The sequence below is a fragment of the Leptothoe sp. ISB3NOV94-8A genome (genome assembly GCF_043421595.1).
Lineage (GTDB): Bacteria > Cyanobacteriota > Cyanobacteriia > Phormidesmidales > Phormidesmidaceae > Leptothoe > Leptothoe turfae.
Genome location: NZ_JAXSQW010000001.1, coordinates 5,995,558 through 6,009,345 on the forward strand (window position 1 = coordinate 5,995,558; position 13,788 = coordinate 6,009,345).

Annotated in this window: 13 protein-coding genes; 9 read left to right on the plus strand and 4 right to left on the minus strand. The window is 49.0% G+C overall.

The genetic code is table 11. From position 1 onward, the window contains the following. Nucleotides 1-493: 493 nt before the first annotated feature. The 3 genes from SPB21_RS25750 to dxr all read right to left on the minus strand — a co-directional run bounded on the left by SPB21_RS25750 (nucleotide 494) and on the right by dxr (nucleotide 3,790). A complete protein-coding gene (locus tag SPB21_RS25750; RefSeq protein WP_499868009.1) occupies nucleotides 494-1,741 on the minus strand; it encodes an S-layer homology domain-containing protein in 1,248 nt (415 codons plus the stop codon). A gap of 605 nt (nucleotides 1,742-2,346) precedes the next feature. Continuing rightward, nucleotides 2,347-2,556 carry a hypothetical protein gene (locus SPB21_RS25755; protein ID WP_163661088.1) on the minus strand — a complete coding sequence of 70 codons (210 nt, stop codon included), beginning with the start codon at nucleotides 2,554-2,556 and terminating at the stop codon, nucleotides 2,347-2,349. A 37-nt stretch (nucleotides 2,557-2,593) separates the two neighbouring features. Beyond that, on the minus strand, nucleotides 2,594-3,790 hold the full coding sequence (gene dxr / locus SPB21_RS25760; RefSeq protein ID WP_499868010.1) for a 1-deoxy-D-xylulose-5-phosphate reductoisomerase: 1,197 nt from the start codon (nucleotides 3,788-3,790) through the stop codon (nucleotides 2,594-2,596). A gap of 172 nt (nucleotides 3,791-3,962) precedes the next feature. Between dxr and SPB21_RS25765 the strand changes: the two genes are divergently transcribed. From SPB21_RS25765 to SPB21_RS25805, 9 genes are all read left to right on the plus strand, one after another. Then, entirely contained in the window at nucleotides 3,963-4,292 is a 330-nt protein-coding gene (locus tag SPB21_RS25765; RefSeq protein ID WP_163661084.1) for a hypothetical protein, read from the plus strand. Between the two features lie 22 nt (nucleotides 4,293-4,314). Continuing rightward, nucleotides 4,315-5,235, plus strand: coding sequence for a ribokinase (gene rbsK, locus SPB21_RS25770; protein WP_499059538.1), 921 nt, complete (start codon nucleotides 4,315-4,317; stop codon nucleotides 5,233-5,235). A gap of 206 nt (nucleotides 5,236-5,441) precedes the next feature. After that, nucleotides 5,442-7,010, plus strand: a complete 1,569-nt coding sequence (locus SPB21_RS25775) for a sulfatase (RefSeq protein WP_499868011.1) — start codon at nucleotides 5,442-5,444, stop codon at nucleotides 7,008-7,010. A 2-nt stretch (nucleotides 7,011-7,012) separates the two neighbouring features. Further along, nucleotides 7,013-7,828, plus strand: a complete 816-nt coding sequence (gene lgt / locus SPB21_RS25780; protein ID WP_006517328.1) for a prolipoprotein diacylglyceryl transferase — start codon at nucleotides 7,013-7,015, stop codon at nucleotides 7,826-7,828. Nucleotides 7,829-8,024: 196 nt separating this feature from the next. Further along, nucleotides 8,025-9,416 (plus strand): alkaline phosphatase family protein, encoded by a 1,392-nt coding sequence (locus SPB21_RS25785; RefSeq protein ID WP_499868012.1) that lies wholly within the window; start codon nucleotides 8,025-8,027, stop codon nucleotides 9,414-9,416. Between the two features lie 109 nt (nucleotides 9,417-9,525). After that, a complete protein-coding gene (locus SPB21_RS25790) occupies nucleotides 9,526-10,158 on the plus strand; it encodes a hypothetical protein (protein ID WP_163661076.1) in 633 nt (210 codons plus the stop codon). Nucleotides 10,159-10,220: 62 nt separating this feature from the next. Then, on the plus strand, nucleotides 10,221-11,972 hold the full coding sequence (locus SPB21_RS25795) for a VWA domain-containing protein (RefSeq protein ID WP_499868013.1): 1,752 nt from the start codon (nucleotides 10,221-10,223) through the stop codon (nucleotides 11,970-11,972). Then, complete coding sequence (locus SPB21_RS25800) at nucleotides 11,972-12,355, plus strand: hypothetical protein (protein WP_499059546.1); 384 nt, start codon at nucleotides 11,972-11,974, stop codon at nucleotides 12,353-12,355. The genes SPB21_RS25795 and SPB21_RS25800 overlap by 1 nt, the downstream gene beginning before the upstream one ends. Nucleotides 12,356-12,401: 46 nt before the next feature. Next, nucleotides 12,402-13,094, plus strand: a complete 693-nt coding sequence (locus SPB21_RS25805) for a hypothetical protein (protein ID WP_499868014.1) — start codon at nucleotides 12,402-12,404, stop codon at nucleotides 13,092-13,094. 18 nt (nucleotides 13,095-13,112) lie between these two features. Here SPB21_RS25805 and SPB21_RS25810 read toward each other — a convergent pair whose 3' ends face one another. Beyond that, nucleotides 13,113-13,664, minus strand: coding sequence for a Uma2 family endonuclease (locus SPB21_RS25810; protein WP_499868015.1), 552 nt, complete (start codon nucleotides 13,662-13,664; stop codon nucleotides 13,113-13,115). Between the last annotated feature and the right edge of the window lie 124 nt (nucleotides 13,665-13,788).

Below are 13,788 nucleotides of genomic sequence, written 5' to 3' on the forward strand. Positions count from 1 at the left end.
AGCTTTAGTCAAAGCGATATGAATAATGATGATAGTTTTGTGGCAACTCAACCTACCCTTTCATGTATTTGTATTATTCTGAGAGATTCTGATATCAAAGGCACAATGGTTAACTCGTAGGGGCTGCGCCTTGTGCCAGCCCTGCAACACTATCGCAATTAACCGAAATCTCTTGAGACGATATATGTTGGGTTTATGAGGTTTTGGTGTTAAGGCGATACGCTAGGTTTTGTGACAACCCAACCTACGGGTTTATAATGGTTAACTCGTAGGGGCTGCGCCTTGTGCCAGCCCTGCAACACTATCGCAATTAACCGAAATCTCTTGAGACGATATATGTTGGGTTTATGAGGTTTTGGTGTTAAGGCGATACGCTAGGTTTTGTGACAACCCAACCTACGGGTTTACAATTAGAAGCCTGTCAATGCTGGAGGGCAACCACGAGGGATTGTTTCGGAATCCCCGATTGCCCCTACAGTGGATCAGAATACCTTTATTCTGATAATGCTAATGTCTGACTAACGGTTAACATCAGGTCATTGTCAGGATTAATCGAAATTACCTCTACGCGTTCACGTCCTAAGATCAAACCACCGATTGCTCCAGCAACAGTACCCGTTAATACCTCCCAAGTTTGGGGCTCATCATCACCTGTGACGGAGGCAACGGCAGTGGATGCGCCAGAACCTAATACAGCTCCAGCAAATATCTCACCAACGCTGGCTCCCCGACGAATAGTTTCAGTTGTCGTGATAATCCGAGATTGTGCCTGGAGGTCAAGCCGACGACCATTATCTAGCACCAACGTTTGTGCCATAAACTGAGAACCTCGCTGACTCCCCGCACTCGCAGGACGCAACTCGCCAATAATTTGGCTATTACGGGGAATGAGTATTTGACCTTGACGATTGGTGACAGCTTCAGCGACCTGAAGTGTGAGAGGTAATGTCTCATCCGGTAATATGACAATCTTGTCACCATCAGCGTGGTCAACTGAAATCGTCGTGCCTGCTGCAACCGATGACTGGGAAGTCGTTGTCGTTGTTCTTGTTTGAACAATATAAGGAGACTGTACTGTTGCTACCTGGTTACGGCTGGCTAACGCTTGATAAATAAAGGCTGCGACATCTGCCCGTGTAGCGGTTTGATTGGGGCGTAAGACTTCGATGTCAGGATAGTTAACGACGAGTCTCTGTTCAGTTGCAGCGGCAATGCTAGCTGTGGCATAGCTGGGGATGGACCGAGAATCACGGTAAACGTCTGCGCTGGCGACGGTTGTGGCCTCGTAGTTAAGGCCGTTCGCTAATGAAACCAATACCTGGGCACGGGGAATATTTTGGTTGGGTTGAAACACATTGTTGGGATAGCCAGATAAAAAGCCCATGCGATAGGCATTGTCAATGGCGGCTGTGGCCCAATAGTTAGCGGGTACATCCACAAAGTTAGTGCTGCTACGAATGTTGGTGAGGTTAAATGCCTTGCGTACCATGGCAGCATACTGGGCACGGGTTACTGGTTCATCAGGGCGAAAGGTGCCATCGGGGAAACCTGCGATAATATCTCTTTCCGCTAGGCTCATAATAAACTGGCTGGCCCAATAGTTAGACGAAACATCAGTAAACTGGGTTTGAGTTTGGGCGACAACTGGAGCTGGTGTGACGAGGGGTGAGAGTGTTCCTGCACCCATGCCCAGCATCAGTAATAAAGCAGTTGTTGTCTGAAACTGTCGCATTTTTAGCATAGTAAAGATCCTCAAAAACAATGCATAATTTTTTAGAAACTGTGGCTTTGTGCCAACTTGCAACCTCAAGAAGAAGAATCTTTTTAGTTGTTGTTGATCTGTTGTAAGGGCGCGCTGATGTTTGCCCTTCGAAAGATAGGCAAAATGCTCAATATCCTGTATTAGGCGCATGATAATGCACCCCTACAAAAAATCTTTCAGCCCTAGAGATAAGGTGGTTAATGTCTGTAGAAGGATAGATGAGTAGACAGAAAAATCGTATATAACCCTAAAAATCTTTTCCTGGTTGAGCGATGCTATTCAACAAGGTGGTAGAGCCCCTGTTCACGAATTGACTCTAACAAGACTTATTTTCAAAATTCGAATGGTGTCATTACGCCTTTTTAACTGGCATAGTGACAAATCTGGGATGTGAAGCGCTGATATCAGATGATTTACCTTTTATCTATTGTTTTTTCTGGCTTATAAGCTGCTGAAACCATTGATAGGAAAGGAGTTAGGCAAGCTTTATAGAAAACTACAATGGTCTATATCGTTATTTTGAAGCTGCTTTCTTTCTTTCAAACTGTCACATTCATGCTGCCTTTGTGGGTTTGCCACACAACCTACCGGGGAATATTGCCGGCTTGCTGGCCGACGAAATCACGGATGGCTTCCCAAATGGCGGTGGGGCCAATGCCAAAGAAAATTTGTAACCCTAGCAAAATCAGGGCTGCTAAAAAGGCTGTTTTTAGGGTGGCTTTTACCACCTTGATCAACCAGGTAAAGACCAGGATTGAAATAGCGATCGCACCAATGACAACCACAATTTCCATGGGCCGTGCTTCCTCTTAGAGTCTGACCAATCTTAACCTATGAACCTAGGGCTACAACCTGACGCTCGGTGAGTGTATTGCTAACGTTAATCACTTCCTGGCGAGCCCACTGGTCAGCATCCAGGATGTCCTGGAGTGAAGGGGTTGTGGTGAGGTGGTCGCGGTTGCGATCGCACACCTTCTCAATCACCTTGGGAATATCCAAATAATGAATTTTCTCATCCAAGAATAATGCCACCGCCTGCTCGTTAGCTGCATTGAGAACGGCAGTCATGGAGCCACCAGCTCGTCCAGCTTCATAGGCCAGATTAATGCAGGGATACTTAGCATGATCGGGTTCCTTAAACGTAAGTGTGGCCAACTGCGCCAGATCCAAAGGCTTCCAGTCAGTGAAAATACGCTCAGGCCAGGAAATGGCATAGAGCAACGGCAGACGCATATCTGGCCAGCCTAGCTGCGCCAGCATTGAGGTGTCCTGGGTCTCAATGAGTGAGTGAATAATGCTCTGGGGATGAATCAGCGTATCGACGTGATCGTAGTCCATCCCAAACAAATAATGGGCTTCGATGACTTCTAGACCCTTATTCATCATTGTGGCTGAGTCCACTGTAATCTTGCGACCCATGGACCAGTTAGGATGCTTGACGGCATCTGCAACGGTCACGTCCTTTAACCTTTCTACGGGCCAATCACGAAAAGCACCGCCGGAAGCCGTCAAAACAATGCGGCGTAGCCCCCCTTCGGGCAGCCCCTGCAAACACTGGAAAATAGCCGAATGCTCGGAGTCAGCAGGTAACAGCTTCACACCATGTTTTTCCACCAGGGGTAGCACAACGGGACCACCCGCAATTAGGGTTTCTTTGTTAGCCAGAGCAATGTCTTTACCTGCTTCAATCGCGGCAATAGTGGGCAATAATCCTGCACAGCCGACGATGCCAGTTACGACAGCCTCTGCATCACCATAGCGGGCTACTTCTACGATGCCATCTGCGCCAGCCAGAATTTGTGGTTGTGGGTCTACATCAGCAATTGCTTCTTTGAGTTCTGCCAGCTTGTTCGCATCGTGGATGGCGACAATTTCTGGCTTAAATTGGCGGACTTGCTCAGCCAGAAGTGTCACATTGCGGCCTGCAGCAATGCCAACTAAGCGAAACTTATCAGGGTGATGCTCAACAATATCGAGGGTTTGGGTGCCAATGGAGCCAGTTGAACCAAGCAGAGTGATTGCCTTCACGGTAATTGCCTATTGCTAAAGGTTTACAGCTGACCATCTGGCCCGCCCTGTTTCAACTATAGATTCTTAACGTCTTTTCACAAAATTTTAAGAGCTGTGGGGAATGGTTCGCTTTTAGAAATCACGACCATAATTGATTGAAGGAGACGCTAGCGAATCGCCCTAACCATTTATGGAAGCTTTTTCCCCTGACCCACCTAAGTGGGCCGAATCTGCAACTCATGCCCTGACGTTTTCCTGTCCGCACTGTAGCGAGTCTGCCAGCGTAGCGACTGATGTTTGGATTAATCGCCGATCGCCTGTTTACACCCACAACCACAAACGCAAGTGGCAAGAGTTTTATCAATGTAAATGTGGCGTAGCCTGGTGGGCTTGGAGTAGCGATCGCCCGCCGAACTCCTGGCAAGTAAACGATCCACCAAATGATCCACCAGAGGAATCACCGTCCAATTTGGATCCACTGACAGGGTTAGGGGATAGTTGGGGAAGTTTTGATCCCTAGTGTCTGAGCTGTGTTTTTTTCAATGCCTATCATTGTTTTTGGCAGTCTTAATATGGACCTGGTGGCCCAGGTCCCTCGTTTGCCTCAGTCTGGCGAAACATTATTGGGAACTGGCTTCACCACAGTCCCAGGAGGAAAAGGCGCTAACCAGGCGGTAGCGGCTGCCCGTTTGGGTGCGCCTACAACCATGGTGGGTCGGGTTGGTGACGATAGCTTTGGACAGGAGCTATGCAATAGCTTGCAGGCGTCTAATGTGGCTACAGAGTTAGTACTGGCCGAGCCGGGACCTTCAGGGGTGGCCTTGATCAACGTGGATGAATCGGGTGAAAACCAGATCGTGGTGGTGCCTGGAGCTAATGGCCATGTGGATTTATCCGATGCAAACCGCCTACCTCTAGGGCCTGGGCCCTCAGTTTTACTGATGCAGTTTGAAATTCCCCTGGTGGCGGTACAGGCAGCTGCAAAGCGAGCGGCTGAGCATTGTGTAATTCTAGACCCAGCCCCGGCTCGCTCCGATTTACCTACAGATTTTTATAGCCTGGTGGATATTCTGACGCCTAATCAAACAGAGGCATCCCAGCTTGTGGGCATGAAAGTAAAGAGTGTGGCCACCGCCATGGAAGCTGCTCAGGTGCTGCGACGGCGGGGCGTATCGACAGTCATTGTGAAATTGGGGAGCCAGGGGGCAGTGGTTGCCTCAGATTTAGAGGTCTTTCATGTGCCTGCTTTTGAGGTTAAAGCGGTGGATACTGTGGCTGCTGGGGATGCGTTTAACGGTGGTTTAGCAGTTGCTTTGGCAGAAGGAAAATCGTTGCGGGCAGCAGTTGTGTGGGCCAGTGCAGTAGCCGCTCTAGCGGTTACAAAAGCTGGGGCACAGTCATCTATGCCAATCCGAGCACAGGTGGAAGACTTTTTGCTCAGCCATCCTTCAGGTAGTTTATAGTCTTGATGCTCTAGACTGAATGAGTACCGTGTCGAGTGGAAAAAATTGGTGCAGTCAGTGGAGCATTAGCAATAATTTGCGGTTAATTCAGCATTGCTAATAGGCGAGACTGTGCATCCGAATATTTTTCGCAAACGTAGTACTTACACAGCGGCGTTGCTGCTTAGCAACAGCGGCAAGATTGTCATTACGCTTCCTGCGCTTCAATGCCCTCAAATCAACCAGATGTCATTTTTTTGGTGCTCGACACTCAGCGTGTGGATCGCCTGTCGTGTTACGGCTACGAGAAGCCGACTTCGCCACATATAGATGCGTTTGCTGAGGGGGCGACACGGTTTAAAGTCGCGATCGCACCCGGCCAATGGACCATTCCTTCCCATGCGTCCATGTTCACTGGACTGTATCCATCACAGCACCAGATGCAGCAGTCCTACTCAGTAATGCCGCCTCATCTCAAAACCTTGGCAGAGCGACTGCAAGATGGCGGTTACTACACATCTGCATTTTGCAATAACCCTCTGGTTGGCGTCATTAACAATGGTCTGCGACGTGGGTTTTACAGCTTTCTCAACTACAGCGGTTTACTCAGCTCTCGCCCTAACCAAGCCGGTATCCCCTCAAGCTTTTTAGATAAATATCGCCAGCTATTCAAACGCATTGTTGCAAAGGCACTCAACCAGGTTCAAGATGCCTTTGCTCGTTCTGACTGGTTACTATCATTATCATTTACACCTTTAATGGTGCCCCTGTGGCAAACGGCCCTCAGCTTCAAAGGCAATACTCGCAAGTCTTTAGACGATGCCGCTCAACTGTTGATTGAGCGGAAAGGTGTGAAGGCGAACCAACCCGTTTTCACCTTTATCAATCTGATGGGCACCCATATGCCCTACCATCCTCCCCGCGAGTACATCGAAAAATTTGCCCCCAATGTTCTCAAAGATCGCGATGCTCAGACGTATCTACGTCGCTTTAATAGCGATGTCTACGGTTGGCTTGCGCCCCTGATGGGAGCCTTGGGAGACCAGCAAAAAGAGACCCTAGATAGCATGTATGATGCTGAGGTCGCTGCACAAGATGTACAGGTTGGTCATTTTCTAGAACAGCTGAAACAGGCCGGTCGTTTAGAGAATACCTATGTTGTTGTTTGTGCCGATCATGGAGAGCATTTAGGAGAGAAACAGCTCATCGGCCACAGCCTCTCTATCTATAATGAACTGGTGCAAGTACCATTAATTATCCATGACCCTAACGATATAATTAGTCGCGGCACTGTTCGTGATGATGTCGTCTCCACTCGCTGTTTATTCCATACTGTATTGTCAGCAACAGGGCTGGCAACTCCAGAAGAGGCCGAGCTTAGTTTAGAGCATTCAAACACCAGCAAGACTCTAGAAGAGGTTGATCCTGAACATTGTGTTTATGCAGAGGCCATCACTCCGCAGAATGTGCTGAACTTGATTCAAAAACGGCAGCCTGAACTTATATCTCAACATGCCTGCGATCAAACTAGAAGGGCTGTGTGGGTTGGGAATCACAAATTAATTGAAACTGCTCAAAATCCTCCCGAACTCTATGATGTTCAAGATGATCCGAATGAGAGTTTAGATTTGAGCGAAATTTTTCCAGAGATGGTGGAATCATTACAAGATTCTCTCTCTGCCTTTAGTCAAGATGCTGATCAGCATCGGGCTCTATACTCTCAAGCCCGTGCAACTGGATTTGATGATCCAGAAGTTCGCCGTCGTCTCAAAGACCTTGGATATCTAGAAGAATAAGTATGTATCCTCCCGTAGATCCGACGATTGTCGAAATTGGTCCCTTTGCCCTGCGTTGGTATGGCCTACTCATGGCCACCGCTGTGATTACCGGCTCCTGGTTTGCCAGTAAAGAAATTGAACGCCGTGGTAAGAACCCTGAAGATTTTTGGGACATGTTGATCTGGGTGCTCATCCCAGCCTTTATAGGTGCCCGTCTCTACTATGTTTTTGTCCAGTCCAGTGATAAAGCCTTTTACCTCCAGAATCCTGGTCAGATTTTACAAGTCTGGGGTGGCGGTATCCATATTTTTGGTGCATTTATCTTTGGGAGCATTGCCCTCTGGCTCTTTACCAAATTCCGTCGTTTACCCACGCTAATGTACCTAGATGCAGCGGCGGTAGGTTTACCCATTGCCCAAGCCATTGGTCGCTGGGGTAACTTTATCAATCAAGAACTCTATGGTCCCCCCACCGCTTGGCCCTTTGGTTTGCGTATTGATCCACAGCACCGTTTAGCTCCCTACAACGATTTAATTGCCTACCCTGAGTCCACCCGATTTCATGCCCTGTTTCTATACGAATCTGTTTGGAATTTGTTAGGTTTCTTGGTGCTGTACTGGGTGTCAAAGCGGTTTGGTAGACAGTTACGACCTGGCGATATATCCCTGTTGTACTTAATTTGGTATCCCTTTGGTCGTTTCTTTATTGAGTTCTTAAGAACAGATTCCTGGTTCTTCCTGGGTACACCGTTTAATGTGGTGCACATTCTATCTCTTCTCGCGGTTGTTGGGGCGGGAGCTACGTTTTTCCTCAGGAGACGTGTTGCTTTGAGATAATGCCCTCATCCTAATCCCGTTCCCCAGGGAGTGGGACGTTGAAAAAGCCTTTATCAGCCTTTCGGTTAATAGAAATCAAAGTCTTTCTTTCCTTCTCCCCAGGGATAAGGGGCTGCGGGATGAGGGGCCATTCCCGACTTAAATAATACTCACATATCTAAACTCATTTACTTCTCCTTCTTCCTCTACCTGTCCCATGCCTCCCTCTCCTCGCCTCATTATCATCGGCCTTGACTGCATGGAACCCTCTCTCGTCTTTGAGCAATGGCGAGAGGATCTACCTAATCTCTCCCGCCTCATGACCCAAGGTAGCTATGGTCGTTTAGAAAGCTCCATTCCTGCCATTACCGTTCCAGCTTGGAGCTGCATGATGACTGGGCGCGATCCGGGGGAACTGGGCATCTACGGCTTTCGTAATCGAGCAACGCGGGCCTATCAGAACATGACAATTGCTGATGGTCGAGCTGTGCGTTTCCCTCGGCTATGGGATTATCTGGGCGATGCTGGTTGGAAGGTGGCTGCTCTAAGCGTTCCCGGCACATCGCCACCCTACGAGGTAAATGGTTCAATGGTGTCATGTTTTCTGACGCCCAGTCCCCAGGTTACCTTTACCCATCCGCCGGAGCTGGGTGCTCAGATTCGTAGCTGGATGCCGGACTTTATGATGGATGTGCCTGAGTTTCGGTCAGAGGATAAGGCTGAAATTCTGTCGAATATTCATAAGCTATGCGATCAGCGCTTTACCCTGGCGGAGAAGCTGATTGTGCAGGACCAGCCGGACTTTTTGATGCTGGTGGATATGGGTGTGGACCGCATTCACCATGCCTTTTGGAAGCCTATGGATCCACGTCATCCTGACTATCAGCCAGATATGCCCTTTGCTACGGCGATCCATGACTATTACTGTCATGTGGATGAGCGGGTAGGGCAGCTGCTTGCTCAGTGTGATGATGACACGGCTGTTTTAGTTGTGTCGGATCATGGCGCACAGCCTCTGATGGGGGGGATTTGCATCAATGAATGGTTAATTGAAAAGGGCTATCTCACACTGAAGGAAAAGCCGAGTGATCCAATTGCTTTGGATAAGGTTGAGGTGGATTGGGAGAACACCAAGGTGTGGGGTGCGGGTGGTTACTATGCCAGAATTTTTTTGAATGTGCGAGGGAGAGAACCCCAGGGAGCGATCCCCTTACAAGAGTTCAAAGCATTTCGCGAGCAGTTGATTAGTGAATTAGAATCAATTACGTTTCCAGATGGTTCTCCGATGGAGGTGAAGGCCTATGTGCCTCAGGAGACTTATCAGAAGGTGCGGGGAATGGCTCCGGATTTGCTAGTGTACTTTGATTGGTTAGCGTGGCGTTCGGTGGGCAGTGTGGGCACAGGCGAGCTGTATGCTAAAGGGAATGATACTGGGCCGGATGATGCCAACCATGCTCAATATGGGTTAATGATTTTCCATGATCCGAAAGCCCCCCAGGGTGGTCGGGTGTTAGAGAATGCCCAGCTATATGACATTACGCCGACCATGCTAGATCGGTATGGAGTGGATGGTCCTAGTGATTTGCGGGGTAAGGTTTTGTCGATATAGATGAACCGTCCCCAGGCAGTGACGCCGTCTACTACCATTGAGCGAGATAAGACTGAGTTACAGTGCTTTTGTCAGTCAATGTAAGGAAAATGTAGGGAGGCGCAACCCGATGCCTATCAACTGGTCAGCCTTGGGACGGCAACCTCAGACCTATGGGTTACTTTTGGGGACAGCCTTTGGGTGTGGTCTGTTGGTTATCTTAGCCGGTAACCGACCGGTGGCCTGGTTGGGGGGTGGTGCTGTGGCGACTGTGATGACAGGCAGCTGGGTAACGGCTTATCGATCGTCGTCCAGCGGTGTACAAGATGACAGTGACTTGCTGAATGCTGCTACCTTTCAAAGGCGGATTGAGGCCATTCACGCCCAGGTGGCTCGCGATGGTTATCAGACTTGGCAGCCGGTTAAAGCTTGGGCATTGCAGTCGCAAACGTTTGCGATGGGTATTTGCGATCGCGAGTCCACCCTTCGCACTGAACTGCTCGAAGCCCTACACACCGTCGTGGAGTTAGCCCAACAGGTGGCCGATGGCCTTCAGGTACAGGCCCAGATTCAAACGCCCACCTATCAACAAATGGCCAAAAGGCAGCTGAAGCAAAGTTGCGATCGCATGGAGCAAACCTACAAGCAGCTACAGCAGCTCCAAGATCAGGTAGCCTTGGCCAGTCTCTCCCAGGGGGATGCCTCCCTACCCCAGCGATTAGAAACCCTCATCGCCGCCAATAAAGAAATTCTAGAAACCTAGGCCGGTCAACTGCTTAGATACCTGCTCAGACACCCGCTGCCATCGTTGCTTCAATACCAGCCATGCTCAAAAAACTGTTTCCAAATCGCACCCACCGTCAGCTCATCAGTCTTATCCTAGGACTGATGTTTACCCTGGGTCTTGGGGGTATAGGTGGCTGTCAATCGCCAGTCACATCCCTGGAAACAGCCCAAGCCACCCTCACCAAGCAGGTATTACCCAAAATCAATGTTGCTAGCAATCTAGTCTCCGACGAAGTTGCCAGTCGCTACACCGTTGATCAAATTGCAGAGCCCCTGCCCGACATTGAGAACTTTCCCCTCTATGGAGCCCAACCCAGGGCAGACCAGCTCTATCTAGAAATCTACAGCTCCTCGGAAAAAGCCAATATTGACCGGCAAAATGAGCGTTGGCTGGTGGAAGTGGCCGATGCCTTTAACCAACGTCAAGAGAAAAGTAGCTCTGGCAAAGTTATCCAGGTGGGTATCCGTCAAATCGCCTCCGGTACCGCCGCTCGCCTCATCGGTGCAGGGGCCGCCCAGCCCACGGGCTATAGCCCTTCGAACGATCTATGGGTATCGATGATCCAAAGTCAGGGCATTCAGGTGACCCCTGTGGCCGAGCGGCTGGTGGCGAATACGGCTGGGTGGGTGGTGCCCAGTGATGTTTACCAACAGCTGGAGGGTAGCGGTGAGGTTACGTTTGATAGTTTGTTGAATGCGATCGCAGCAGGCCAAATCAGCGTAGCCTACCCCAATCCCTATAAAAGCTCCACCGCCTTAAATTTGCTCTACACCCTCTATTGGCGTGCCGCTGGTCATCAAAAAGATGGTGGGGCGTTGACCAAAGCCGAGTTACAAACCCCCCAAGTAACATCGGTCTTTGACCAGTTTCAATCCCAGGTGCTGATCACCACACCGACTACATTAGAGCTGCAGGAACTTTTCCTCCGAGACCAGACCAAACTCCAGGCATTTCCATTGGAATATCAAAACTACCAGGCCCTCAAACAGGTCGCTGGATTTGAATCCACTGAATTTATTCCCTTTGGTATTCCCCACAACAATCCTCTAGTGGGTTTTGATTGGAATACTCCCGAAACCGCCGCTGCCCTGCAAAAGTTCGCCGCCTTTGCCCAGTCTCCTGACATGATAAAACTGGCCAATAATCAAGGCTTTGTTGACACCGATTATCTAAAGGCTGCCCATCCCCCCATCCCCAATGGAGAAACCCTACTAGCGGCCCAGTCCACTTGGAAAAGCAATAAAGATAGTGGTCGTACGGTTTATCTCGAAATGGTGATTGACACTAGCGGGTCCATGGAAGGTGAACCCCTGCAGGCTGTTCAAGCCGGGTTGCGCATTGCCAGTCAACAAATTAACCAAGGCAACCAGGTGGGCCTAGTCACCTTTGCCGATCAGCCAGTCCGACGGCTGGAGCTGACTCCCTTTGATGAGCTGCAGCAGAAAAAACTATTGGCCGCCATTGACCAGCTCCAAGCCGATGGCGGTACCGCCATGTACGACGGTGTGATGGTGGCTTTAGCAGACCTGATGGAAAAACGAGCCAACGACCCCAACGGTCGATTTTACCTACTACTGCTCAGTGATGGTGATGTTAATGAGGGGCACCTATTCCGCGATGTCCAAGACATCATGGCCTATAGCGAAGTGCGGTTTTATCCCATCGCCTACGGCAACGTCAATGAAGCCGAACTACAAGCCATTGCTAGCCTGCGAGAGTCTACCGTGAAGCAAGGCAACCCCGACAATGTACAAACCTTGTTTAAGGACTTATTCCAAGTAAACCTGTAATGGCCCCACAAAATCCGACAAAACGTTTGTTGAGTACCCTTGGCCTGGGCTGGTTAGCCTTTGGTGGCCTGGGGCTAGGGCTACGCTATGGGGTTCAAGTCCCAGAAGTGACTGTGATTATCGATCAGAGTTATTGCCCTCCTGCCCAGTGGCAGACAGCTGTGGTCAAGCCCTACAGCGACCTTTATGACAAGAGTCAGGCCAACCAGCGCAAGATTGCCCAAGTAGTTGTGGTCACTGACATTGAGCAAACAACACTGGCTACGATTCCTACCCCCGACGATCTGGGTAAGCCATTTGGTCAAGCACCTAGTCCAGAAACATTGACTACACTGCAGCAACAGTTTTCAGAAACTGTTGTGCTTAAATGTGGGCCGCATTAAGGATGTATATTTGATAGTGCTTCAAACAACCTCTGCAAAAACAATAATGATTCTCTTTAAAACTGTGGCTATACAAAGCATACGCAGTCAAGCATTGTTCCCCTTGAGTTTGCTTTTGTTGTTGCCGGTGACAGCCTGTGATGCAACATCGTCAGATGCTGGTGATATTAGCTCAGAGACTACACAGCCACCGGCTGAATCTATTCCAGTTGAAGAGCCCCTCCCAATCGATGAGCCAATCGATGATCCAGATGCATTACCGGCAGAAGAATTGACGGGTGTAGCTCTCGCTCTGTCTGGAGAAGGCGTATTAGTGGTCGATCAGCAGTCTGGAAAAACTCAAACCATTCCCTTTGAGACAGATCTTGAGACGTCCCAAACAGCGATTTCTGCGTCCCTAGGAGAACCCACAGAAACAGCGGAAAATGGCGAATGTGGTGCTGGGCCAATGAGTTTCATTACTTGGTCCAATGGTTTTACGCTCAATGCGATGGAGAATCAGTTTGTTGGTTGGACAGTACGTCCAGAGACTGAGCGTGCAAACTTGACAACGTTGGATGGTGTTGGTCTAGGCTCAACGTTAGTGGAATTGGAAGAGAACTATGATGTTGGGGTAATAGAAAGTAGTTTAGGAACAGAGTTTAATGCATCCAATAGCTTGTTTGGTTTGTTGGATGCTAATGAGCCGGATGGTATGGTTACCTATTTATGGGCTGGCGTAGCTTGTAATTTTCGCTAGTCAGCGTCCCGTCTTGCATCACTCTGGAATAGTGACTAATTTGTGAACTTCAATGGCAATATCAGGAAAGGCCATTGGATGTATACTGCCGTTGCTGAAGGTGTTCTGACTTACAAAATCACCATTGTGTAAGTTTCTAAACACGGTTAGCTGCCTATCTGTGATGTTAATGACCCAATACTCTTGGATGCTTGCTTGAGCGTAGAGCTTTCGTTTGATATTCAAATCGTAGGTTAGGGTAGTATCTGCCACCTCAACTAACCAATAAATATCTTCCGGGTAAGGATGACGTTTTAGATAGAGGGTTTCAGGTAGACGAACAATGGCGATGTCCGGTTGTGGTTCAGAGTCAATAAGGGTGATGGGATGAGCTTCAAAAACCTTAGCCTGATCTTGCAGAATGCGTCTCAGGTACTCGGCACCGCGATCATTAATAAATCGGTGAAATGCGCCTTCTGGAGCCATGTCCCAAATTTCTCCGTTGATGAGTTCACAGCGCCGATGATCGAGAATGCCCAGATCTCGCATGTGCTGATAGTCTGCAACTGACCATTTGGTTAATGTGCGCATGACTTGAACCTTCTGTGGCTAGCCGATTATTCTTCTCATATAATAGCTTTCTAGGGTTATCAGCTGCGGGAAGCCTAAAAATAAGCAGTCTCAGATATGTTTACTAGCTTAGATATTTAGAAAG